Origin of the sequence: Foetidibacter luteolus, from assembly GCF_009650435.1 — a bacterium.
In the GTDB taxonomy this organism is placed as follows: Bacteria; Bacteroidota; Bacteroidia; order Chitinophagales; family Chitinophagaceae; genus Foetidibacter; species Foetidibacter luteolus.
The window spans coordinates 37,350-62,486 of record NZ_VVIP01000049.1 but is presented as its reverse complement, the minus strand read 5'-3'; the positions used below and the strand labels follow the sequence as shown (position 1 = coordinate 62,486).

General features: G+C 43.7%; 23 protein-coding genes. 15 read left to right on the top strand and 8 right to left on the bottom strand.

Features of this window, described 5'->3' with window-relative positions:
- Positions 1-12: 12 nt before the first annotated feature.
- From F0364_RS15320 to F0364_RS15310, 3 genes are all read right to left on the bottom strand, one after another.
- The gene (locus F0364_RS15320) at positions 13-1,191 is read right to left on the bottom strand and encodes a glycosyltransferase family 4 protein (protein WP_153798674.1); all 1,179 of its coding nucleotides are present in this window, start codon (positions 1,189-1,191) and stop codon (positions 13-15) included.
- A 27-nt stretch (positions 1,192-1,218) separates the two neighbouring features.
- Positions 1,219-2,220, bottom strand: a complete 1,002-nt coding sequence (locus F0364_RS15315) for a LysM peptidoglycan-binding domain-containing protein (protein ID WP_207632702.1) — start codon at positions 2,218-2,220, stop codon at positions 1,219-1,221.
- Between the two features lie 155 nt (positions 2,221-2,375).
- Complete coding sequence (locus tag F0364_RS15310; protein WP_153798672.1) at positions 2,376-3,209, bottom strand: energy transducer TonB; 834 nt, start codon at positions 3,207-3,209, stop codon at positions 2,376-2,378.
- A 481-nt stretch (positions 3,210-3,690) separates the two neighbouring features.
- On the opposite strand from F0364_RS15310, the gene dnaG reads away from it, so the two are divergent.
- The 3 genes from dnaG to F0364_RS15295 all read left to right on the top strand — a co-directional run bounded on the left by dnaG (position 3,691) and on the right by F0364_RS15295 (position 7,118).
- Positions 3,691-5,619, top strand: coding sequence for a DNA primase (gene dnaG / locus F0364_RS15305; RefSeq protein ID WP_153798671.1), 1,929 nt, complete (start codon positions 3,691-3,693; stop codon positions 5,617-5,619).
- 46 nt (positions 5,620-5,665) lie between these two features.
- Complete coding sequence (locus F0364_RS15300; protein WP_153798670.1) at positions 5,666-6,574, top strand: S66 peptidase family protein; 909 nt, start codon at positions 5,666-5,668, stop codon at positions 6,572-6,574.
- A gap of 220 nt (positions 6,575-6,794) precedes the next feature.
- Complete coding sequence (locus F0364_RS15295) at positions 6,795-7,118, top strand: hypothetical protein (protein ID WP_153798669.1); 324 nt, start codon at positions 6,795-6,797, stop codon at positions 7,116-7,118.
- Positions 7,119-7,183: 65 nt separating this feature from the next.
- Here F0364_RS15295 and F0364_RS15290 read toward each other — a convergent pair whose 3' ends face one another.
- Together F0364_RS15290 and F0364_RS15285 are read right to left on the bottom strand one after the other, a co-directional pair.
- Entirely contained in the window at positions 7,184-8,281 is a 1,098-nt protein-coding gene (locus F0364_RS15290) for a D-TA family PLP-dependent enzyme (RefSeq protein ID WP_153798668.1), read from the bottom strand.
- Positions 8,282-8,463: 182 nt separating this feature from the next.
- Positions 8,464-9,780, bottom strand: coding sequence for a gluconate:H+ symporter (locus tag F0364_RS15285; protein WP_153798667.1), 1,317 nt, complete (start codon positions 9,778-9,780; stop codon positions 8,464-8,466).
- Between the two features lie 135 nt (positions 9,781-9,915).
- Here F0364_RS15285 and mgrA point away from each other — a divergent pair, with 135 nt between their 5' ends.
- The 7 genes from mgrA to F0364_RS15250 all read left to right on the top strand — a co-directional run bounded on the left by mgrA (position 9,916) and on the right by F0364_RS15250 (position 15,557).
- A complete protein-coding gene (gene mgrA / locus F0364_RS15280; RefSeq protein ID WP_153798666.1) occupies positions 9,916-10,911 on the top strand; it encodes an L-glyceraldehyde 3-phosphate reductase in 996 nt (331 codons plus the stop codon).
- A 186-nt stretch (positions 10,912-11,097) separates the two neighbouring features.
- Positions 11,098-11,922, top strand: coding sequence for a DUF3822 family protein (locus F0364_RS15275; RefSeq protein ID WP_153798665.1), 825 nt, complete (start codon positions 11,098-11,100; stop codon positions 11,920-11,922).
- Positions 11,919-12,461, top strand: coding sequence for an RsmD family RNA methyltransferase (locus F0364_RS15270; RefSeq protein WP_153798664.1), 543 nt, complete (start codon positions 11,919-11,921; stop codon positions 12,459-12,461). The genes F0364_RS15275 and F0364_RS15270 overlap by 4 nt, the downstream gene beginning before the upstream one ends.
- Positions 12,462-12,514: 53 nt before the next feature.
- Positions 12,515-13,144, top strand: coding sequence for a dethiobiotin synthase (gene bioD / locus F0364_RS15265; RefSeq protein ID WP_153798663.1), 630 nt, complete (start codon positions 12,515-12,517; stop codon positions 13,142-13,144).
- Positions 13,141-13,710: a 5-formyltetrahydrofolate cyclo-ligase gene (locus F0364_RS15260; RefSeq protein ID WP_153798662.1), complete on the top strand. Its 570-nt coding sequence runs from the start codon at positions 13,141-13,143 to the stop codon at positions 13,708-13,710. The genes bioD and F0364_RS15260 overlap by 4 nt, the downstream gene beginning before the upstream one ends.
- Positions 13,700-14,776 (top strand): tetraacyldisaccharide 4'-kinase, encoded by a 1,077-nt coding sequence (gene lpxK, locus F0364_RS15255; protein WP_153798661.1) that lies wholly within the window; start codon positions 13,700-13,702, stop codon positions 14,774-14,776. The genes F0364_RS15260 and lpxK overlap by 11 nt, the downstream gene beginning before the upstream one ends.
- Before the next feature lie 91 nt (positions 14,777-14,867).
- Entirely contained in the window at positions 14,868-15,557 is a 690-nt protein-coding gene (locus F0364_RS15250; protein ID WP_153798660.1) for a lysoplasmalogenase, read from the top strand.
- 1,612 nt (positions 15,558-17,169) lie between these two features.
- On the opposite strand, the gene F0364_RS15245 is transcribed toward F0364_RS15250, so the two are convergent.
- From F0364_RS15245 to F0364_RS15235, 3 genes are all read right to left on the bottom strand, one after another.
- Positions 17,170-18,474, bottom strand: a complete 1,305-nt coding sequence (locus F0364_RS15245) for a hypothetical protein (RefSeq protein ID WP_153798659.1) — start codon at positions 18,472-18,474, stop codon at positions 17,170-17,172.
- The gene (locus tag F0364_RS15240; RefSeq protein ID WP_262885384.1) at positions 18,467-19,027 is read right to left on the bottom strand and encodes an RNA polymerase sigma factor; all 561 of its coding nucleotides are present in this window, start codon (positions 19,025-19,027) and stop codon (positions 18,467-18,469) included. The genes F0364_RS15245 and F0364_RS15240 overlap by 8 nt, the downstream gene beginning before the upstream one ends.
- Before the next feature lie 76 nt (positions 19,028-19,103).
- Positions 19,104-19,577 carry a hypothetical protein gene (locus F0364_RS15235; RefSeq protein WP_153798657.1) on the bottom strand — a complete coding sequence of 158 codons (474 nt, stop codon included), beginning with the start codon at positions 19,575-19,577 and terminating at the stop codon, positions 19,104-19,106.
- Between the two features lie 423 nt (positions 19,578-20,000).
- On the opposite strand from F0364_RS15235, the gene F0364_RS15230 reads away from it, so the two are divergent.
- The 5 genes from F0364_RS15230 to F0364_RS15210 all read left to right on the top strand — a co-directional run bounded on the left by F0364_RS15230 (position 20,001) and on the right by F0364_RS15210 (position 25,137).
- Positions 20,001-21,098, top strand: coding sequence for a vWA domain-containing protein (locus F0364_RS15230; protein WP_153798656.1), 1,098 nt, complete (start codon positions 20,001-20,003; stop codon positions 21,096-21,098).
- 96 nt (positions 21,099-21,194) lie between these two features.
- Entirely contained in the window at positions 21,195-21,410 is a 216-nt protein-coding gene (locus tag F0364_RS15225; protein ID WP_153798655.1) for a hypothetical protein, read from the top strand.
- Positions 21,395-21,781 (top strand): type II toxin-antitoxin system VapC family toxin, encoded by a 387-nt coding sequence (locus F0364_RS15220; RefSeq protein ID WP_153798654.1) that lies wholly within the window; start codon positions 21,395-21,397, stop codon positions 21,779-21,781. The genes F0364_RS15225 and F0364_RS15220 overlap by 16 nt, the downstream gene beginning before the upstream one ends.
- Positions 21,782-21,931: 150 nt before the next feature.
- The gene (locus F0364_RS15215) at positions 21,932-23,473 is read left to right on the top strand and encodes an AAA family ATPase (RefSeq protein ID WP_153798653.1); all 1,542 of its coding nucleotides are present in this window, start codon (positions 21,932-21,934) and stop codon (positions 23,471-23,473) included.
- A gap of 56 nt (positions 23,474-23,529) precedes the next feature.
- Entirely contained in the window at positions 23,530-25,137 is a 1,608-nt protein-coding gene (locus tag F0364_RS15210; protein WP_207632701.1) for a right-handed parallel beta-helix repeat-containing protein, read from the top strand.

The following is a 25,137-nucleotide window of genomic DNA, read 5'->3' as shown; positions in this document are numbered from 1 at the left end:
TCAATTTTAGCATTAAACCGGCTTTGCCGTAATACTTTGAACTGCGTGAGACACACGTACTGCAATTTTCTTCCAGTTAAAAAAATCGTAGAAAGAATCAGGAATCTGTTGTTTGTGATCAATGTTGACAATAGCTTTTTGAATTTCAGCGGCAAACATCTCATTGTCATCATCCGCAACTACAGTTAACATGCCCCCGCATATTTTTGTATCTATGCCGATTGCCCCACTTTTAGTTGATATAGCCTTTGTGCCTAATGACAATGCTTCCACTAACTTTGTTTTAATACCGCCGCCTTCAACTACAGGATTTAAAAACAAATCCACCCCCTTGTAGTAAGAATCAATGTCATTAACGAAACCAGCATAGATAATATCTGAATTTTTGTATGTCTCAAGATTTTCATACTCTTGCGGAAGGCTGCCTCCGCAGATAATTATTTTATACTCATAACTAGTCTTTAATAGTATGGGGTTTATTTTTTTTATTATTTTATCAAGAGCATCTAGGTTTGGCTTGTAATTATACGGCGCTGCGAAGAGAATTAAGAATAGTCCGGTTGGCAAATTATACTTTTCAAGCAGCAACTTTTTGCAGGATTGTCTTTCCTCGGCAGAGGGACTTTCTTCAACATTAGTGCCATAAGGGATAACAAAAGTTTTACTTGGATCTATGCGAAAATCTTGTTGGGCAAATTTAGCATCTGTAGCTGTAATGAAAAAATTCATATCTGCTACCCCGCTAATCCATTTTTCATATAACTTCATTAAAAACCACCACCACTTACCAAGTGATCGAAAGCGTAACCCCTCAATGTTATGATGCCTTATGATGATCCTTATATTCAGCAGGCGTTTAAGTAAAAATGCGAGCCAGCCAAAATAAACCTGTTCCAGCAAAAGTACCTGCAGGTTTTCCCGTTTTATTTTTCGATAAAGCTTTAAGAATAAAAAAGGGTTTATGTATCTAAGCCTGGATGTCCCTAATGCTCCGGTTAACTTGAATTGTTCAAGGCCTGTTAATTGGTTGTCGGGGGTGCTGATAATTTCAAGTTCAAAAAAATCAGCAATAGCATCTTGGAAATAATAAATTGCCTTTTGCCCACCATTAACGGCAGGCAAAAACTTATATGGTGCTATTGACAATATTTTTCGTTGAGGAAAAGTGACTTTATGGTGATGGGGAGGCATAAATTTAGTAAGAATGAAAAATACAGTTTACTCATAATACACCACACTCACTTCAAACTTTGCCTCGCTTATGCCTAACGCTGAAGCTGAGGCGTTGCTGATGCGGTATTGCAAACCTTCGTTCTCCTTCATTTCACCCATGCTCCACAATACTTTGGCGTAGATGGTTTTTCCAGCCGCACTCACTTTTACAATGGAGCCTGGCGGAATATCGTTCATGAGGATGTAATACTTTTTATCTGCCCATCCACTTGCTGTTTTAAAGGTGGAAGCCATACCGGAAGCGTTTTTTAAATCACGGCCTTCTACCTCTTTTCCAAAAGCGGGGGAGAAGTATCCTTCTTCACTCACGTTGGAAAAATCAACCTGCTTTGTGTTTTGTTTAGGTGCAGCAGCAGGCTCTGTTTTGGGTTGTGGTGCCGGCTGGGTAACCGGTTGTGTTTCTGCTGCAGGCGTATTGTTTGCAACAGGTTGTTGTTCAGTTTCTGCAGGCTTTGTTTCCGGCGCTTGTTTTACGGGTTCTTTTTTGGGTGCGGGAACCCTGGGGCTCTCTGTTGCAATTACAGGAAGGTTTACCTGGCCTTTTGGGTACAGGTAGCCAATAATTATTTCCTGTCCTATTTCAATAGGTATATCGCCGGTTTTGTTCCATTGTTTCAGCAGGTCAACAGGTACTTTGTTATGGTTTTGGCTTATGCGGTACAGGGTTTCTCCTTTTTGTACTACATGAACCAATGCGATAGCGTCTCCGTCTTTCGATTGTTTTACATTTTTAGCTGTTAGTGGAATTTTTATCTGCTGGCCCAGTACCAGTTTGCTATCTGCATGCATACCGTTTATACGCATGATGTCGCCGACGGACACATCAAAAGTTCTGCTGATGGCAGATAATGATTCTTTGGGCTGTATGGTGTAAGTAATGTAATAATTGGGTGCTGTACCTTGTATGGGTAACATGGATTGGGCGCCAACAACGCTGCTAACCAGGGCAAACAATACCATCAAAGCCAAACGGATATTCTTTTTCATTCCACGCATAATTTCATTTTCTGAAAGCGGTAAAGTTATAGATTAGGCTTATAAAGAATACCAAAATTATTTACACACCGGTGTATAAGCAACAGGCGCCAACTGCAAAGCCTGCCGATAAAAATCAACAGGCTGCAGAACAAAAGAAAACCTCACTACTGTCCTTCTTCCACGATAAAAGAAATGGATTGTTTTTGGCGGTATATCACATTGCGGCCATTCTGCACGGCGGGTATCCATTTTGGCCCGCGTTTTATAACACGTATGGCTTCTTCCGCTACGCCATAGCCTGGGTCATTCTCAGCTTTTATTTCAGAAAGATTGCCATCCTTGTCAACAATAAAGGAAAGAAATACTGTATATTTTCCGGGGGAGGCACCGTTTTCTACAGGTACTTCAGTTCTTAAATTTCTTTCCAAAAATTTTATCCATTCACCTGCACCGCCTGGAAATTTTGCTTCTATCTGAACGCGGGTAAAAACGTCATTATATTTTTCTTCTTTCCCCAGTTCTTTTACTGTGCCAAATCCTGTATTTTCAACAAGTGGAGTAACTGCATCATCAATTTTTCCATCCCTGTTAATTGTGCCGATTTTTATATTTTCTAAAGAGGCATTGTCTGGCGGCATCTCATTTTCCTTAACATTCTCATCTTTTTCGATCTTAAAATTTGTGAATTGTTTTTGCGCAACCTGCTGTACAGTTTGTTTCGGCGGAGGGGTCACTTTTACTTCCTCTCGTGGTTTTTCTTTTGGTACATCAGCCAGTACAACATCCGGCCCAACTAAGGTTTGCGGTTTTTCATTCCTTGATGAGTTGGCAAAGATGCTTGCCCCAATCAGCAGCAGGCACATAAGGCCCATGCCGGAAAGTGCGTAGGTTACGCGTTTGTTGTAACTTTTTCTAAGGTCGTAAGCGCCGTAATCTTTGTTGCGGTGCTCAAAAAGAATGTCCAGCACATCGGCTTGTAAAATTTTGTTTGCTTCCATAAAACAGTTTTTTAATGAGATAGCCGTGTGTTGTTTTTTCCATACCGTCTCCGAAAAATAATTTGGGTCAGGAATAAGCAGCATAATACCAGCAATTGTAATTTATGGCATCGCCTGTTGCAAATAGGGTTTTGTTATGATTGGGTCTTTCAGTGAAAGATCCAATCATAATCAATCCGTTCGTCGTTCATATCATTTGAGGGGCTTTTCAGACCCTTGTACATAAACAAAAGGCCCCTGCGCAGCCTTCGGTTTCGTGGTTAAAAATGAGGGTCTAAAATTATTGCTGCCTGTAGTTAACTACGCTGTGTCACCCCGCGCCAGGGATTGAAGCGGCTACCCCGGTGAGGCCATAGCAGCCGGGCTTTTGTGCCGGAGTAATAGCGGAAAGCCCGGTGCCTTCGGCAGGCGCCCCGGTAATGAAATTATTTGTAAATCCGAATTGACAAATAGATAACGATATTTGTAGCTTGACTTTAGCATGATTACGCCGCAAACGATACAGCAGATTACCAACCGCATTGATATTATTGATGTAATTGGCGAGTTTATTAAACTTAAAAAGCGTGGCGCCAATTATTTGGGCCTATGTCCTTTTCATGGCGAGAAATCGCCTTCTTTTACGGTATCTCCGGCAAAAGAAATTTATAAGTGTTTTGGCTGTGGCAAAAGCGGCAATACCATCACGTTTTTGATGGAACATGAAAAGTACAGCTATGTGGAAGCGTTGCGCTGGCTGGCCAACCGTTACAATGTAGAGATAGAAGAAACGGAAGTAAGCGCTGAAGTAAAACAACAGCAACTGGCGGCAGACAGCCTGTACATCATCAACAATTTTGCGCAAAAATTTTTTACAGAGCAACTGCAAACAGATGAGGGGAAAAGCATTGCGTTAAGCTACCTGGAAGAGCGTGGTTTTAATGATGATATCATCAAAAAATTTCAGTTGGGTTATAACCCGCAGGCCCGTAACAGCTTTGCTACAGCAGCTTTGCAGCAACAGTTTAATGTTGAGGTTCTGCTAAAGACGGGCCTTGTTACCAACCGGTATGATGAACTTGCAGACAATTACCGTGGGCGTATCATTTTTCCTATACACAATAATACGGGTAAGATTATAGGCTTTGGTGCTCGCATAATTGGCAAGGCAGAAAAAGCGCCCAAATACATAAACACACCGGAGAACGAAATATATGTTAAGAGCAAGATATTATATGGCTCTTACTTTGCCCGCCAGCATATTGATAAAAACGATGAGTGCCTGCTGGTAGAAGGTTATACGGATGTTATCTCCCTGCACCAGGCGGGTATTGAAAATGTAGTGGCCAGCGGCGGCACATCGCTTACGGTGGAGCAGTTGAGGCTTATTAAAAAGTATACCAATAACCTAACCATTATTTACGATGGCGATTCCGCCGGTATTAAAGCTGCGCTTCGTGGGCTTGATATGGCCCTGGAAGAAAGCCTTAATGTAAAGCTGGTGCTGATACCCGATAAGGAAGACCCTGACAGTTATGTAAACAAAGTAGGCGCAAACGCTTTTAGGGAGTTTGTTGCGGAAAACAAAAAAGATTTCATCCTCTTTCAGTTGGAAGTAATGATGAAAGAGGCCGGTAATGATGTAAGCAAAAAGAACGATGTTGTAAACCGCATCGCCGAAACGCTTAGCAAAATAAATAAGGCCGAAGATTTTACTAAGCAGCAGGAATATATACGCCAGTGTTCATCGGTGCTGCGTATTGATGAAACGGGCCTTACCACACTGGTAAATAAATACAAGCGTGACCGTGTTGCCAAAGAAGAAAAGAAACTGCCTTTTGAGCAACAGCCACCATTACAGGAGTCCGGCGAAATGCCGCCGGATGAAACCTACCTTGAAACCAGCCTGCTGCAGCAGGATGAGCTGCAGGAACGTGATGTGTTAAGGGTGCTGCTTGAACTTGGCTTAAAACCTTATAAAGAAGGCATAACGATTGCCCAGTATATTTTTAGTGAGCTGGAAGAATTTCATATAGAAAGCCCCGCATTGGAAAAGCTGTACGAACTGTACAGGAGGCAGTACGAAGCCGGCCTTGAGCCGGGCGCAAAAACGTTGCTGTACCACGAGGATGCCGACATAAGAAACCTTGTAGTCAGCATTACTTTGTTTCCATACGAGTTAAGCTCACGCTGGGATGAAAAGACCGAGACCGTAGTTTCTGTAAATAAAGACACCAGTGTAAGAGACGCGGAACTGAGCGTTAATTACATGAAGCTTCGGAAGATAAAAAAGATGTTTGACCAAAACCAGCAGGACATGGAGCACAGCAAATCTTTTGAAGACCAGATGCGCTTTATTGAGATACATAAACACCTTAAAAAAATAGAGATGGATTTAATGAACCATCTTGGCAGCGTGATTATAAAATAACTTTCACTTTCATTGAAACCAATTACCATCAGCCACAAATTTTTTCATGATAACTGTTCCTCCATATCTTAAAAAGGGAGATACCATTGGTATTGTTTGCCCGGCAGGCTACATGCCTTTTGAGAAAGCGCAAACCTGCATTAACACATTGCAGCAATGGGGTTATAAAGTAAAGGTTGGCAAAACCTTGGGCCACCAGTTTAATTATTTTTCCGGTACGGATGAAGAGCGGTTAGCAGATCTGCAGCAAATGCTGGACGATGATTCTGTTAATGCCGTTTTGTGTGGCCGCGGTGGTTACGGCGTAAGCAGAATTATTGATGCGCTTGATTTCCGCCGTTTTAAAAAGAAGCCTAAGTGGATAATAGGTTACAGCGATATTACCTTATTGCATGCGCACCTTTTTACAAAGCTTAAAACGGCTTCGCTGCATTCGCCCATGGCTGCGGCGTTTAACGATGGTGGTGCCGAAAATGAGTTTGTACTTTCACTTAAAAAAGTCCTTGTGGGCAAGGCCGCCAACTATAGTTGCGATGCTCATGCCTTTAACCGTAGTGGCAAAGCGCAGGGGCCACTGGTGGGCGGTAACCTCTCGTTGCTGGCGCATATCGTAGGTTCCGCTTCTGACATTAGTACAACAGGCAAAATACTTTTTATAGAAGATGTGGGTGAATACATTTACAATGTTGACCGTATGATGCTGCAGTTAAAGAGGGCTGGCAAACTGGCCGGGCTTGCTGGCCTTATCGTGGGTGGTTTTACCGATATGAAAGACACCACAATACCATTCGGGCAGGATGCTTACCCTCTTATTTTGGATAAAATTAAAGAGTACAGTTACCCTGTTTGTTTCGATTTTCCGGTTAGCCACAGCAACCGAAATTATGCACTTAAAGTTGGTGTACTGCACAGTTTGGCCGTCGGAAAAAAGGTAGTATTAAAAGAGATTGTGTAAAGAGAATACATAAGAATTTTGGGCGCCCCCGGAGGGCCGGGCTATCCGCTGCTACTCCGCCACAAGGAGCCACGCACATGACCTTCAGCGGGGTATCCGCTTCTATCCCTGGCGCTCAGGTGCAGCACGCTGTATTTTGCGTAACAGCTTCAATAATTACCAACCATGGCATAGCCTGTTCCGGCACAGTATTTTCATAACTATTATAAAAGGATTACTTATGAAACAGACATCACATAACACCAATCCAATTACAAGTAAAGAAGACGTAAAGAAAAGCAAGGATGAACGGATTGATGAGGATTTTAAAGGTTTCCCCAATCCGCCTGCAAAAGAAAGTATTATTAACCCCGAAACAAAAGAGGACCGCAAAACCGCTGCTGTAAATGGGGAAAATAATACACAAACAAAAACCGACAAAACCAAAATAAACGAAGAGGAATCTGATGGTTCGGGCGGCGCTTTTGATGCGGCAGACCCTGTGCCGGATACGAGTTATTACCAGAAAAAAGAGGAAGCAAAGAAAAATAATGACGCATACTAATATCTTTACCGGGTTAAGTAGTGCTTTCTTGCTTAACCCGGTAATTTCAAATCTGTTTATTGCATCTATATCGTAATTCTCCTGTCTCTCGCAATTACGCTCCATTCATCTACCGCTCTGTTATTTTCAATAACAATAGCTGTATCGTATAAGGCAACTGTAGGGCATATATGCACGGGCACACCATACAGTACATCGCCTATGTTAAAAGCTGAAGCGTCCTCTACTTTGGCCACCATGTGTTCTTCGCTTTGTGATAAAGGGGTTACATTGTCTTTGTTTAAAAAATGCACCCTTGGCAATGGGTTTTCCGCAGCTACTGATTTATGGCCAAGGTCAAGGCAAATGGTGTGTTTGTCAATAATGGAAATTACCCTTGTGATCACCAGTGCTGCATATTCAAAGGGTTCATCCGGAAGTGTTTGCCGGTAGCCCCAATCCCAAAAAACGAAAGTGCCGGGGCTGCATTCCACTTTGCGGTTAATGTGCGTGGGAAAAGTAGGTGTGCCGCCGGCTACAATTGTTAAGGGCTTATTTGTCAGGGCTTCTATTGTTTCCGCCAGTATAATTACTTTTTTAAAGGCGTCATCACTGTTATGCTGCCGCTGTTGTACGTCAGTATCACGAATATGCCCATCGTATGCATGCAGGCCTTTTACAGTTATGCCGGGCAGCAGGTTGATGGCCTCAAATAACTGTGCCGCATGCGATGGCTGGATACCTGTTCGGTTCATGCCGCTGTTTATGTCAATATAAACGGAAACACTGAGTTTGTTGTGGCTAAATACTTCAGAAAGGTATTGCGCCGCTTCAATATGGTCCACAAGGCAGGAAAAAGCGGTAGCCGGGTATTGCTGCACCAGCTTCAGCAAACGGGTTACTTTGGCGCCAACCGGTTGATAGGATAACAGTATATCCGGCGCCTGCAGCATGGCCAGCATTTCGGCTTCGGCTATGGTAGCGCATTTAAACTTAGTAATGTCGGCATCCAGCATCAGTTGGCATACCTCGCTTATCTTATTGGTTTTTACATGGGGGCGCAGGCGGCTGACATCCTGTATCATGTCAACAGCGCGTTGAATGTTTTGTTGCACCCTTTCTTTATACAGCACTAGTGCCGGCGTATCTATATCACGGATATTATTGATGGTAAACCAGTTCATAAAAAACAGTTATTGCACAAATGTAATTACCAAATCTTTAAACGCTTTGCATGGAAGCCTGCAGATGTCATTAGCACTACAGATGAAAGGATTGCGACGCAAGGGACGATGCCACGGGCTATGTCGCTGGTACCATAATAGTCAATGGTGAATAGGATGTAATGCCTTCTTACGTACTATCACTATTTTACAAAGTAGTTAAGCACAAAAACACCGATGAGGCCTACTACGGAAACAATGGTTTCCATAATGCTCCATGTTTTGATGGTTTGCTTAAAGGAAAGGTTGAAGTATTCTTTAAACAGCCAGAAACCAGGATCGTTAACATGAGAGAACATAAGGCTGCCGGCGCCTGTTGCAAGCACCATTAAGCAGGGGTTTACGCCAGATGACGCGATGAGCGGTGCTACAATGCCGGCTGTAGTTAAACCCGCCACCGTGGCCGAGCCCACACAAACGCGTATGATGGCCGCAATAGTCCATGCTACAAACAGCGGGTGCAGTTGCATGGTTTGCAGGGATGCGGCTATTTGCTCGCTGATGCCCGTATCTGTAAGTATTTGTTTTAACCCGCCGGCGCCGCCGATGATGAACATTATCATGGCGATATCTTTAATGGCATCGGTAAGCCCGCTGCCAATTTGTTTCATGCTTTTGCCGCGGCGTATGCCCAGCGTGTAGATGGCTATGATAACGGTAATAAGCATGGCGGTTAAAGGTTCGCCAAGCGATACAACAATATGTTTAAGTGTATTGTCTCCAGGCACCAATACCTGGAAAAGAGATGCCGCCGCAATTAAAATCACCGGTAAAAAAGCGGTAAAAATGCTGGCAAACATGCTGGGCAATTCTTCTTCGGGTATTGGGGCTGTTGCAAATGTATCCAATGGTTTGTTGGTGTAATTTTTAAGGGTGGTAGCAAATACCGGCCCCGCTAAAATAATGGCCGGTATGGCCACTATCATGCCGTACAAAAGGGTAAGGCCAAGGTCTGCATGAAACTGTTGCACCAACGCTACCGGCGATGGGTGCGGCGGCAGGTAACCGTGTGTAACCGACAGTGCAGACATGGCGGGCAAGCCGATATACACTGCCGGTAATTTATACCTTGTGGAAATACCAATAATAAGCGGTACAAAAATTACAAAGGCTACGTTATAAAACAGCGGTATGCCGATGATGAACGCGGTTACAACAAGGGCCCATACAAGATTTTTTTTGCCAAAGCTTTTTACCAGCCCGTTGGCTATGCGTTGCGCCGCGCCGCTGTCTGCCACCAGTTTGCCCAGCATAGAGCCCAGCCCTATAATGGCCACCAGCGAGCCTAATATGTCGCCTACACCTTTTTGTATGGAGTTGGCTATTTGTGTTGTATTCATGCCTGTAGCAAGGCCAATAAGCACACATACTACAAGAAAAGAAACAAACGGATTAAGCTTTACACCGGTAATTAAAACAATCAGCAATGCAATTCCGGTTAATAAAATAATATATAGCATCTGCAAGGTTAGTTAGTGGCTAAAGATAGGCAAAACACTTACTTAAATATAAAATAGCAGTACAGCTTTGCAGAATACCATACCTAACCTTTAGCTTTGAAACCTTGAAAATTATACGCTAAAAAAATCTATACCATGGCATACATACCCGATGCTGGCCGCTACACCAATATGCAGTATAACCGTTGCGGCAATAGTGGCTTGCTGCTGCCTGCTGTTTCGCTGGGCCTGTGGCATAACTTTGGCTCTGTGGATGTTTTTGAAAATGGCCGAGCTATTGTACGCCGGGCTTTCGACAAAGGCATCACGCACTTTGACCTTGCCAATAACTATGGCCCGGAGCCGGGCTCGGCCGAAGAAAATTTCGGCAGCATTTTGCGTAAGGACTTCACGGGCAACCTGCGCGACGAGCTGATAATTTCCACCAAGGCGGGTTACCTGATGTGGCCCGGACCTTACGGAGAATGGGGCAGCCGCAAATACCTTATCTCCAGTCTTAACCAAAGCCTTAAACGCATGGGGCTGGAGTATGTGGACATATTTTATTCTCACCGGCCAGACCCCAATACGCCGCTGGAAGAAACCATGATGGCGCTGGATACGGCTGTTAAGCAGGGCAAAGCATTGTATGCAGGGCTCTCTAATTACCAGGCAGATGAAGCTAAACGTGCCATTGAAATACTTAATCAACTGGGCACGCCATGCCTTATTCACCAGCCAAAATATTCCATGTTTGAAAGATGGGTGGAAGGTGGCCTGCTGGATGTGCTTGAGCAGTATGGTGTTGGCTGCATACCCTTTTCGCCACTGGCACAGGGCCTGCTTACCAACCGTTATTTAAAAGGCATTCCGGAAGGTTCCAGGGCATCTAAGGCACATGGTTTTTTGAAGTCTCACGAAATAACAGAAGACAAGCTGGATAAGATTATCAGCCTGAATGAAATAGCAAAGCAACGCGGCCAGTCGCTGGCGCAGATGGCGCTTTCCTGGCTGCTGAAAGACAAACGTATTACCACCGTGCTTATTGGGGCAAGCTCTGTACAGCAACTGGATGATAACCTGGCAGCGCTTGACAACTTATCTTATACAGGTGATGAATTAAACGCAATTGAAGAAGTGTTGAAAGGGTAGGGCTTTAATTACCGGTAATTTTTTTGGGGGCGGACTGAAGTATTTCATGGCGGCATTGTTGTGTCACTCACTTGTACGTCCGGTTCGCTACGCAGCTTTTCTCACCTGGTAGTTAGCTGTGGCCAGCATTTGAAGCATCGGTACCATTTCCTGTATTCTACGTATCATTGCAGCCAATAGAAAGTTATGGTTCAAAAAAATTTCAGCATATATGGCGATGCGTCAACGGCGGCAAGGTTGTATATAGAGCTGGGCAAACGTTACCTGGCATGCTGGAACATTGCTGAAGCAGGAAAAATACTTCACTCTTTTGAGATGTTTGTTTTTGACGAAGCCGATGCCTGGGATTTTGCAGAGCTGTTAAGGGTTATTGCCCTGCAGTCTAATTTATTTGAAAAGTCGGCTGTGTCAACAACAGTTGTCTGGAACAACAGCCCGGCTGTAGCTGTGCCTGCCGAATACTACAATGATGAGCTTGCTGCCGGATACCTGGCGCTGGAAGGTAGTAGTGCGGTAACATCCGCTGTTAAAACAGCGGCTGCCGGCAAACTGGCCGTGGTGTACGAAATGCTGCCGGAGTGGCAAGCAACCATTGCCAGCCATTTTCCCGCGGCGCAACATGCACACAAGAAAGCATTGTTGTTTGATGGGACCGCAAGATTAATTTACCAGGGCCAGCCTGTTGTACAACTTGCCTTCTACAATAGTGAAATTGAACTGCTTATTGTAAACGTCACCGGTATTCAATTACACCAGGCGTACTGCTATAATAATGCCGCGGATGTTTTGTACAATCTGTTTAACAGCCTGCGGCAGTTGGGTATTGATAAAGAATTGGTAACAGTTGTTGTTGGCGGGTTAATAGATGCCGGTTCCGCCTTGTATAAGGAGTTGGCTTTATACATAACTCACCTGAATTTAAGCAGCATTGATGCGGCCCATATTAACAGGCAGGCTTTCGCGGAGTACCCTTCACATTATTTTTCACCTTTTTACAACCTGGTTGTATGAGGATTATTTCAGGGCGCTGGGGTGGCCGCAGAATAAGTCCCCCCGCAAAAATGCCGCATACCAGGCCTACCACAGATATCGCCAAAGAAGGTCTTTTTAACATACTGCAGAACAGGATTGATTTTGAAGGTATAACAACACTGGATTTGTTTGGCGGCACAGGCAGCATAAGTTATGAACTGGCCAGCCGTGGGTCGGCAAACCTTACCATAGTTGAAAATGACCCCCAGATGCATGCGTTCATTAAAAAAAATGTGGAAGCGATCGGCATTGAAAACTGTAACGTAATTAAAATGGAAGTTTTTAGTTTTCTGTCGGGTTGCAGTAACCGGTACGATTTCATTTTTGCCGGGCCGCCTTATGCGCTGGGCACTATTGATGACTTGCCGAAAATTATTGTAGAAAAGAATATCATTGCAAAAGATGGGCTTTTTGTACTGGAGCATACGCCACGGAATAACTACGAGAAATTTCCCGGCTTTAGTTTTGTTAGAAACTACGGCACTACAGTGTTCTCTTTCTTTACGCCCGCAGAATAATACATGTCGGTTTTCTGTTCACAGTGCTTTGTATTTAAACTTGTCCACAGCGTATGCATACAATTTTTATAACAGGCATAGGTACCGGTATAGGTAAAACATTGGTATCGGCCATACTTACGGAAGCATTGCAGGCTGATTACTGGAAGCCTGTACAGGCAGGCTTTGATGATGGTACAGATGCGCTTTCGGTAAAAAGCCTTATCAGCAACCCTGTTTCTGTTATACATGATGAGGTATATAAACTGCGGCTTCCTGTGTCTCCGCATATAGCCGCTGCGGAAGAAGGCTCAAGAATTAACCTGCAAAAAATAGCAGACAGTAAGCCTCAAACTTCTAACAATCTTGTTGTAGAAGGCGCCGGTGGTATAATGGTACCACTTAATGAAAACGAGTTTGTAATAGATCTAATTAAAAAACTGGATGCTTCGGTGCTGTTGGTAAGCCGCAATTACCTGGGCAGTATAAATCATTCCCTGCTCACCGCGGCAATTTGCAGGCAGCATGGTTTAAAAGTATGCGGCTGGATATTTAACGACCAGTACATGCAATACGAGAATGAAATAGCTGGATGGAGCGGCTATCCATGGCTGGCATCCATACCCAAAGCCGCAAAAATTGATAAAGATTTTGTGTTGCAGCAGGCGCATGCTGTTAAAACAAACCTGCTGAATGTATTATGACCAAAAAGGAATTAAGAAGCTTATACCGGCAAAAAAGACTTGCGATATCATCCAGGGAAAAACTTATGCTGGATGATTTATTGTTGATAAAATTTCAGCAGTTGTTTTTTGAAGAAGTCGCAGTACTGCTTACGTACTGGCCTATGGCACACCAGGCGGAGCCCAATACACACCTGTATTCCTCTTATCTGCGGCATACTATTCCGGGCCTGCGGATGGCTTATACGGTAACAGATTTCTCCGCCACGGCCATGAAGGCGGTAGAAATTGACGAGGATACTGTTTACAGAACAAATGACATTGGTATTACAGAACCGGCAGAAGGCGAGGTGATTGAGCCTCAGGATATAGACCTGGTATTCGTGCCTTTCCTCGCTTGCGACAAGCAAGGTAACCGTGTGGGTTTTGGCAAAGGTTTCTACGACCGTTACCTGGCCCAATGCCGGGATAATGTGTTAAAAATAGGTTTCAGCTATTTTGAGCCCGTTGAAGAAATTAAAGATGTAAGCCCCCTTGATGTACCTTTAAATTTTTGCATAACTCCACAGGCTATTTATGAATTTTAATGGTATTTTTTTAAAGTCTTTCAGGGTATTGTTATTGCCATTCGCATTACTGTACGGGCTTGTGGTAAAAATTAGAAATTATCTCTACGATAAAAACATATTAAAGTCTGCCAGCTTTAACCTGCCACTGATATGTGTAGGTAATTTATCTGTTGGCGGTACAGGTAAATCTCCTATGGTTGAGTACCTGGCAAATTTGTTACACCAGCAGTACCAGGTGGCTACGTTAAGCCGTGGGTATAAACGCAAAACAAAGGGCTACATCCTGGCAAACGAACAAACAACGGCCATTGAAATAGGGGATGAGCCTATGCAGTTCCATAATAAATTTCCGGGTATAGCCGTTGCGGTGGGGGAGGAGCGTATTGTGGCCATACCGCAACTGCTGCACGACAGGCCGCAAACACAGGTTATTATACTGGATGATGCTTTTCAGCACCGTGCAATTACCCCTGGCCTAAACATACTTCTGACAGATTATAATAACCTTTTTACCAAAGATTTCTTTTTGCCCACCGGCGATTTAAGGGATCAGCGTTCTTCCTGCAAGCGGGCACAGTTGGTAGTGGTTACCAAATGTCCGCCTGGTTTAACAAACGAGGAAAAACTTAGCATCGCTGATGAATTGAACCTATTGCCAGGCCAGCAGTTATTTTTTACAACTATTGAGTATGGCGTGCCTTACCACATAACCGGCGGGCAGGTACGGTATATAACTTCTTTGGACGAAGTGCTGCTTGTTTGTGGGATTGCCAACCCTGCACCTTTAAAGCAATACCTGCAGGAGCATGCGCATACCTACGACCAGCTTGATTACAGCGACCATCATATATTTACAATAGATGATCTTAAGGAAATGCAGAAACGTTACTTAGCTATGGCTGCCGCGCAGAAATACATTTTAACTACTGAGAAAGATGCGGTGCGGTTACTTAAGTTTAGCCAGCAGTTAGAGCAGTTGCCGCTGTATGTTTTACCCGTAAAACATAAATTTTTGTTTAACGGGGCAGAAAAGTTTAATTCCGTGGTAACTTCTTTTATCAATACATTTTACCAGGCGGTGTAAGGTGCAGGCATGCTCTCATGCTTAAGGCACCTGGCTTGCAATTGTCATCCTTTTTTTAATATATTGTAGCCAAAATACAATCAAAAGCCAATTGCTGCCATTTAAAAGAATTATTACCGTAATCTACTTTGCTGCTCTTGCGGCAGATTGTTATCTTATAGAAGCAGGCCAGGGTTTCCGCTACTTTACAAAAGGGCTTTTAATGCCATTGTTAATGCTGCTGCTGCTTTTGCAGTCAGCCCAATCTGCAAAGGTTTATCCGCGTAACCTTATACTGGGCGCCTTGCTGCTAAGCTTTGCAGGAGATATCCTGCTGCTTAAATCTCTTGACCCACGTTTTTTTATAGCCGGCCTTTTGTGTTTTCTTGGTGTGCAGTTGCTATACATATTTTTTTTCCGGAGGGTTATCCGTAACCGTAAGGTTAATATGGGCTTGCTGGCCACCACCGCGGCGGGGATGTTTATTTATATACTTTTATTTTTATGGATTTTGTGGAACCCGGCCAAAGAACTGCGTGTGCCGGTAATTGTGTATGCTGTTGCACTTTCTGCCATGCTTGTTGCCGCGGTAACAACCACCGCCAGAAAATCACTTGTTAAAATCACTACCCAATTCTATATACCCGGCGCCATATTTTTTGTACTTTCTGATAGTTTGCTGGCCATTGAAAAATTCGTTGTACATGAGAAATTCATCGAGGTGCTTGTAATGATTACATACGGCGTAGCCCAATACCTTATTACTACCGGCGCTACCTTGTATCTTATTAAAAGAAAGTAAACACGGTAAATTCTAATCCGGCTGCCCTTCAGCATGATAATTGAAAAAAATAAACTCCAGCTATAAGAGCGTTTCTGCCAGCTTGAAATCGTTGAAAACTAATAGCCTGCATTTGATGCTAACATTCAACACTTCGGTTTTAATGGCTGCTGTATTACAGCATTAGACAGATAATGTGGTTATTGATGTGGTGCTTTAATATGCTTGCTACAAACAATAGCCCCCTTTTTTGTTTAAATTTGATATACGTTTAGTTAAACATTGCGGGACAAATTAATGTAGAAACCGTATTTCTGACCAATTCCTGCGACTTGCAGACCTTTAAAACAGTTTTTAATTTAAAGACCTTTACAGTAGTAACACTGATGGCAGCACCAGTTATTTTTTGAAGATAGCCTGGTTAACAATATACCCCTTGGTTAGCAAGCTTTTAAACAAGTAATCTAAACTTGTAACCCTGGCCCCTGCAAACCGGTTTTCCTTCCGGTTTAATCCGTTTCCCGCTAAACAGGTAGAATTTGCTGTAGCAAATTCGTTTTTCATCCGTCCTTCAGTATCAGTACTTAACTGGTATAAATATCTAACCATTGTTGTTTTGCAAAGGCTCTCCGTAATCCTTTTGCTGGCCGTGTTACACTTCAGCATAGCAGGCGTGGTGTATACTGTTTGTGCAGAAGCTTTTAAAGAAATGGCAAATTAACCGGAGTGGTTGGTGTGTTAATGTTATGTAGCGTAATAATTGCTGCTTTCTTTAGCTGCTTAGATGATTGTATGCTCGCAGTTGCTGAGTGCGGCATATTGGAAAACCCCCGTGGCTAACGTCATAATTGCCGGGGTTAAAACAAGTGCGTGTAACGGGATTTGCTTACATGCTTACATTGTGATAAGCCCTGGTAATTATGGCCGCCGGGTTAACTGCGGGCATAGCATCAACTGCGTTCTATAATATATTTTTCGGTGGTTATGAATCGGGATTGACAAAAGGCAACTGTTTCTACAGTTGCTTTATTTAAAGTATCTGCCGCAGATATGCCGTATGCAATGAAAAAAGATTATTGTTCGCCGGCAAATCCGTACTCAATGAATAAAATCTGCGCCTGAATTTATGAAAGTAGAAACGGGCCTCAAAACATAAAAGAAAATTATTGCGGTCATTATACCGTTTTACCCCTTTTTCAACCTTGAAGGTTGTATGTTTTTCAGGTGGTTTTAATTCGCAATTCAGCAGGCGGCTGTTTCAACAGTTGCCGTTTAACAATGTTCATTTTGGCAATTTGGTTATTTGCGTCCATGTGATTTTTTACACTAATATTTATGTTTTGGTTAGGTGTTTTTAAGAAGCGGCGACCGTGTCTACGGTCGCTTGACTGGTATAATGCCCTTATGAAAATTTTCGACGGTTTTATCATACGCAGTCAAACATGTATATGCTATAGTGATGAAGATTATGAAGACTATCTGTTAGCGTTGCTGAATAACGATATACAGTACAAGAGTGCGACGCAAGGGACGCCTCCTACCTGTTCCTGCTGCCGGGCCCATAAACTTTGCTTTATGCGGAGCATAAAAAAAACGCACATTGTGCGTTTTTCAGTAAAATAAAGCAGAAAAATTATTTTATGGTAAAACCTACACGCAAAGAAACAAGCCCCGTTTTTTTAGAATTAATATTAGTGCCTGTAACAGCCGCTCTGTTGCCCTGCTGGTATTGCAGGCCTACATTTATCTTATTAAAACTGTATTGCAACCCTGCTACATAGCGCAAATCACGTTGGTTTACTTTGGCATCGTTGCCTGTAGGTGTTGCTATGGATGGGCCTAACATAGTGTTGGCTTCGGTAGGGTTGTATGTTATAGCCATCCTGTTTAAATTATAATCATACGGTATGGTGGAAATGGCTTCTGTTTTACTCATCAGCCAAGATACCTGCACGCCGCCTTCAACAGCCAGCTTATCAGTAAGCTTAACGCCCAGCATCAGCGGAACATCCACATACCTGAAGTTCTTATAACTAACCACTTCATCGTACTTAAGCACATTGTTGGCCCTGTCATCCACATAATATGAGGGGCCTGTTCCTTCGGCCTGTATGCCCGATGGCGAAAAAGCAGCCAGCCCGGCAGAGGCATATAACCTTTTACTCACATTGTACTTTGCTGCCACTGCCGGGTACGGCTGAACATTTTGGGGGTTGCCAGTTGTTGTCATGTTAAGGCCAACGCCTGCCAACAGGTTCCATGTTTTATTATTTGCGTTTTTCTTTTTTGTGAGGGATGGTACAGCCACATCATCCTTATAAGTAAGCGGCGGAGTTTGCTTATTATCTTGGCTGGCACCGGTAACAGTTGAGTTGTTATTGTTTTCGGCGCTGCCAATATTTTGTAGTGTTTTGTTTTGCTGCAATGGGTTTAAAGAATGCTGAGATGAAGCAATGCCAGTTTGCGGCGTAGTGCTGCCGGGCACAGTTGTTATGCCTCCCTGTTGCGCAGTTTGTAACTGTGTTGTTTGTTGTGCACTTAAAGCATTGCTGTTGCCGGTTGCGTTATCCTGCAACAAGTTATTATTGTTGTTATTTGTGCGGTCTGTTTTGTTGGTGGGTGCGGCTGCAACCGTTTCAGGGGTTACGTTGTTTTTATTACTTGTGGGCGGTTCATTTTGCACGCCGGCTGCCGATACTTCAGTAGCTCTTTTGCTACCGGTGCCATCAGTCAGTTTCAATGTTACAAAAATACCAGCAATAAGTACTGAGGCGGCTACGGCATAGGGTAGTATAATGCCTGTTAACGGCCTTTTTTTGCGGGGCATTTCTTTGTCCAGCAGTTGTTTCATCTGCTTCCAGCCTTCTTCGGCCGGTATGGCAGGCGGAGGGGTTTCTGCTTCGTTATCAAAAAAGTAGTATCGTAAATCTTCACTCATGCTTTGCCATTTTGGGGTTTGACAATTGCAGCGATTGCCTTAATCTTTTTCTTGCTTCTGCCAAATGCCAGCGGCTGGTTGTTTCAGATATTTCCAGGTGCTCGGCAATTTCTTTATGGGTATATCCGTCAAAAGCAAAAAGATTAACAACGGTGCGTGTTACAGCGGGCAGGTTATTTAAATGGAGCATCAGTTCTTCATGTTTCCAACGGTACTGGGTTAAGAAATCTTCATCGCCCTTTTCCTGCAACTGGTCAATATAAATCAGCCGCATATCTTTTTTGTTGCTGCGTATATGGTCAATGGAGGTGTTGATCATAATTGTTTTAAGCCAGGATTTAAAATGGCCCAGCTCGGGTTTATATTGGGCTATGTTGCGAAAAACCTTTAAAAAACCATCATTAACAACGCTAAGCGTATCCTGCGCATCCGATATATACCGCTGGCAAAGGCGGTACATATCCGCATAAAAAAGCTTGTACAGCATTTCCTGCGCCGCCCTGTTGTTTTGCATACAACCATTCAGTATATCTTGTAAATCTTCTAAGCCCAAGTTTAAACAGCCCTTGTGTTTTCAGGTTAAATAAGGTAGCGCTGCCGGTTTAAGGCCAGCAGCGCCAGCCGCAAAATTAGTTTTTAAAGGATATTGTTTTAGTCAATTTTTTTGCCGGGTCAAGGCTGTCAATGTAAGTCACCTTAAGCACACTGTCGTTCAATGTCAGCACTTTCCAGGATATATACTTGGATGGGGTGGGGTTGCTGGTGCCCAGTTGTATGGAATCCCTCGATAAATCGTACCCCCAAATGCCTTTAGCGTAGTAAAAAATGCTGGAGTCGCATTTGTCTGTTCCATCCTGAAAATCAAAACCTGCCGTAGTAGAAAATTTAACCAGGTCGTCTTCCATGCATTCTTCAAACAAAGTACTGTCGCCGGCAGGTGTGCCGGTTTTGGGCACCGTAATATTGGTTATTTTCCAGTCTTTTTGGGTTAGCCTCTGTATCTGCGGTATGGGTGTAGGGTCATCGTCTTTACTGCACGCTATAAAAATTATTCCTCCAAATGCCACCGCCGCTAAAAGTCTAAAGATGTTTTTCGTAATCATTACCACTATTGTTAAAAAGTTTTTTAATGTTCCCGGGATATATAAAAGAACGGGCGGCGGTTTGCGAACGTTGGGGAAGGAGGGAAATTTTTTTTTGAAAAGATAATGGTGGTACGTGGAGATTTGCTTTTACTATACTTTTTTTAGGGGGTGCCCCCAAGCTGCGCAAGGGGTCGGGCTTTCCGCTATTACTCCGGCGCAAAAGCCCCGCTGCAAGGGCTTCACCGGGGTAACCGCTTCAATCCCTCACCCGTAGTGACGCCTGTTGTTTTTTCCCAGGCAGCACGTGTTAATACCTGCGGCCAGCCGTCAAAAAACATAAATGTCAACTTTACCCTTAATCAACTGTTATTATTATTTTGGAATGGCTGCACAAACAGCCTCCGCGACAGCAGCCATTCAATTTTTTTGTAGCTTACAGTTATGTTAGGACACAGATTTGACAAATTTGATCCCCGTGCACAGGGAAAGACCCGGTTTGAGCAAATGCTCGACCTGTTTATGCAGTTGCTCACCTACACCAACGGCGATGTTAGCGAGGCGCTTCAATGGATGAACGAGCTGGATAAAAAATACCAGCTAACCGATGATGAATACGGGATGGGCGATTTTATAGACGACCTTAAGGAGAATGGCTACATTAAGGACGACAACCAAACGGGTCGCATTGTAATTACGGGAAAAAGCGAACAGAGCATCCGCAAAAAAAGCCTGGAAGAAATTTTTGGCAAACTTAAAAAAAGCAAACAGGGCGACCACAGCACCCGCAAGCCCGGCCAGGGTGATGAAATTAGCCCTGACCACCGGCCTTTCCAGTTTGGGGATATGCTGGAACAGATTGACTTTACAGAAAGCATCCGCAATGCGCAGATTAACCATGGGGTTGACAGTTTTAATATGCAGGAAGATGACCTGCAGATTAGGGAAACCGATTTTAAAGCGCAAACTTCCACCGTGCTGATGATTGATATTTCCCATTCCATGATTTTGTACGGCGAGGACAGGATTACGCCAGCCAAAAAAGTGGCCATGGCATTAAGTGAGCTGATTACCACCAAGTATCCTAAAGACACGCTGGATATTGTGGTTTTTGGCAACGATGCGTGGCCGGTTGAGATTAAAGACCTGCCTTACCTGCAGGTTGGCCCTTACCATACAAACACGGTTGCCGGGCTGGAACTGGCGATGGATATTTTGCGCCGGAGAAAAAACCCCAACAAGCAAATATTCATGATTACCGATGGAAAGCCTACCTGTTTAAAAATTGGCAAGCGTTATTACAAAAACAGTTTTGGGCTGGATAGAAAAGTAACCAACCGCTGCCTTAACCTTGCGGCGCAATGCAAAAAACTTAAGATACCTATTACCACATTCATGATTGCCAGCGACCCTTACCTGCAACGCTTTGTAACAGAGTTTACAGAAACCAACAACGGCAAAGCCTTCTTTGCGTCGCTGGATAAGCTGGGTGCTTTTATCTTTAAGGATTTTGAAAGTGGTAAACGAAAAACGGTGTATTAGTGCCTGTTTGGGTTTAGATTGTTAAGGCAAAGATTTGAACCGCCCCATTGTGGCGTACTGGCAATAAGTTGTAATTTACATGCAAATAATTTACGTATGAAGGAAATGATAATACGGGTGCCGGATGATTATGTTTCTTTCGTGGAAGAGTTTATAGAAAGGATAGGAGGGGATTTGGGAGAAAAGAAAGAAAGAAAGGTCGCAAAAAGTAAAGAGAGCAAACAAATCTCACCAACCTATCTTTTTGGAAAGTGGAAGAATGTACACATTGATGCAAAAAAACTTCGGGAAGAAGCATGGGGCAGAAGTTGAAGATTTTAGTTGATTCAGATATTCTTATCAAAACTTACAGAGGTAACAGGCTATATAAAGATGCACTTGATTCCCAGGCAGGCAATCTTGCAGTATCAATGATTACCTATTATGAATTAATGTTCGGGTTAAAAACAAAACAAAGGATTATTGATTTAAATAAGCAGATGAAAGCTTACACTTTAATTCATATTTCTGAACCTGTGTCAGTAAAAGCTTTAGAATTACTAAAAAAGTACAGTGTTAAACACCAGTTGAAACTTGCAGACGCACTCATAGCTTCCACAGCCTTGGAAACAGGCTGCAAATTATTTACCGACAATATCAAGGATTTTGAGTTTATAAAAGACCTGCTTTTTCACAAATTCTGATATTCAAAGTCCTTTGTCAACCTGGAATCATTGCCTGTTACATTATAAATGCAATGTAGCTTTCGGGCGTAAGTTCAAAACTAGGTAAGCCCTTTTGATTAGATTTAGTAAATAACAGTAAGTTATTTTGTGTAACGAAAAAGAGCATTCATGAACATAGAAAAGATTAAAACCTTAGGCGAGTTAAAAAAGAGCGGTTACAAAGCAATACCTGTGAAAGACGAAATAAGAAAAAACCTTATCGAAAAAATACGCAACAGGGAAAATCCATTTAAAGGCATATTGGGATACGAAGATTCCGTTATCCCAGATACGGAAAGGGCGTTGCTCAGCCGCCACAATATATTGTTTCTCGGCTTGCGGGGACAGGCCAAAACCCGTATGGCAAGGCAAATGGTAGACCTGCTGGATGAATACATACCCATCGTTTCAGGCAGCGAGGTAAATGACGACCCGCTGCAGCCGATGAGCAAATACGCCAAAGATTTAATTGCCGAATACGCCGATGAAACGCCCATCCATTGGGTACACCGCAGCGAACGTTACGGCGAAAAACTGGCTACGCCAGATGTTAGCGTGGCTGACCTCATCGGCGACATAGACCCCATTAAAGCGGCTAACCTGCGGTTGAGCTTCGCCGACGAAAAAGTAATCCACTACGGCATCATACCCCGCAGCAACAGAGGTATTTTCGTCATTAACGAAATACCCGATCTGCAGGCCCGCATACAGGTATCGCTGTTTAATATACTGGAGGAGGGCGATATCCAGATACGCGGCTTTAAATTGCGCATGCCGCTGGATATTATGTTCGTGTTTACAGCCAACCCGGAAGATTATACCAACCGCGGCAGCATAGTAACACCACTTAAAGACAGGATTCAAAGCCAGATACTTACGCACTATCCTAAAACCATCGAAACCTCGCTGGCCATTACGGAACAGGAAGCCAATGTACAGGAAGATCAGAAAGCCAAAGTTGATGTAAGCGACCTGGTAAAACGCCTGATCGAACAGGTAGCCTTCGAAGCGCGGAGCAATGAATATGTTGATAAGAAGAGCGGTGTTAGTGCAAGATTGACCATTGCCGCTTATGAAAACGCCGTTAGCAGTGCGGAGCGCCGTGCCATCATCCATAATGAAAAGCACACCCAGGTATGGATAAGTGACCTTACCGGCATTATACCTGCCATTACCGGCAAGATAGAATTGGTGTACGAAGGGGAGCAGGAAGGGCCCTACCAGGTAGCGGTTAACCTGTTGGATAAATCCATCCGATCGCTTTTTGCCACTTATTTTCCCAACCCCGAAGGTTTGAAAAAAAGAAAGGGTACCGGTAAACCTTCCCAGCAGGATAAAATTGAAGACCCTTATAAAAACATTACCCGTTGGTTTGATGCCGGCAACCATATTGACCTGATGATGGATATGAAAGATGCGGAAAAAATACAGGCATTGTACAGGGTGGATGGTTTATACGGGGTGGTTAAAAAGCACTTTCCGCATGCCAATGAAAAGGAAAGCGCATTATTAATGGAATTTGTACTGCACGGACTTGCGGCGCATTCGCTTATCAGCAAGAAGGTTATCGAAGGGCGTATTGAGTTTAAAGACCTTATAGGCAGCATGATGAACCTTGGCCAGATGAATTTTGGAGAAGATGACGAGTTGGCCGAAGATGATTTCAGGTAAAATATCTCAAAAAATACAATGAATGATTGCCGTTGCAAATGAATAAGGATGCATCCATGACTAAACCGATGGCCTTTTGTAAACGAGTTTTTTTAAAAGGTTTTATATGGATAGCAGCGTTTGCATCAATGGCTGTCGCCCTTAAGGCACAGCGCAAATTTTACGTAAGCCCGTGCGGCAGCGATGCCGCAGACGGGCTTACGGTTTCTACAGCCTGGCAAACACTGGGGAAGCTGAATACTGTCAATTTCAAAAGTGGGGACAGCATATTGCTGCAGGCCGGCAGCTTATTCACCGGTAACCTATTACTGGATTCGGCTGACAGCGGCCAGCCCGGCCGGCCTGTGGTTATAACGGCGTATGGTAATGGCAAAGCAGTAATTGACGCAGGTAAAGGCACGGGCATATTGGCCACCAATGTATCCAATATGGTAATCCGTAATATTCATGTGGTGGGTGATGGTGTGGAAACTAATGAGGGCAATGGTATTTTCTTTTATTCCACGCAAACCAACTGGCATCCCGGCAACATTGTTATTGACAGTTGCGATGCTGAGGGTTTTCATTTCAGCGGTATTATTTTAGGTTGTAATGAAGCAGTGGTAACCAAGGGGTATAATAAAATACGCATTACAAATTGCACTGCCAGCCGTAATGGGGATGCGGGCATTTCCTCCTACGGAGGCCTTGATGGGTATCATCATCAAAATGTTTACGTTGCAAGGTGCAGTGCTTATGATAATGCCGGTATTCTGGCTAAAACAGACAACCACTCCGGCAACGGCATACTGATGGGGGGTATTGACAGCCTGCTGGTTGAGTACTGCGAAGCCTACAACAACGGAAGCAATAACCGGTGTGCCAGTGCAGGGCCGGTTGGTATATGGGTTTGGATGTGCCGCAACGCTGTAATACAATACAGTACATCTTACAACAACCATGCGGGGCTGGTAAAAGATGGAGGTGGTTTTGATATTGACGGCGGCTCATCCAATTGCATTCTGCAATACAACTACTCCTACAATAACGAAGGGGCAGGCTACCTGCTTGCTGAATATGGCGCATTGCTGCCCTTTACAAATAATACAGTGCGGTTTAACATTAGTGAAAATGATGGCCGTAAGAACAGTTACGGCGGCATAACGTTGTGGGGTGTTGATGAAGCACATAAAGTAACCAACAGCATGGTGTATAACAATACAATAATACTGGATAGTGCCGCGGTATCGGATGGCACGCCCTGTGCAGTGGCGTTGGACGGTACCAGTTTCAGTAATGTGGTTGTAGCCAACAACATTTTGTATGTAAGAAAAAAACAGCCGTTTATAAGAAGCCTGGAAAACATCACTCAAACCCAGGTTAGGTTTTTGCACAACAATTATTTTTCTCAAAAAGGGCGGTACCATTTTCTCTCAGGCAAAAAAAGGATAAGATCTATAAAAAAATGGATGAGAATAAATGAGCAACAGGAACGCTGTGGCACTCAGCGGGCTTACGTTTCCATAAACCCCTTGTTTGCAGCAAACTTATCGCCAAACGGCCACAAAGCGGCAAATTCATACTGCCTGGCCCACCAGTCAGCCTTACGGAGAGAAGTGTTTAACTGCCAATTTGCAGGGCCTATGCAGGTTAACAATTTCTTTCCCGGCGCTTGCATGCAATAA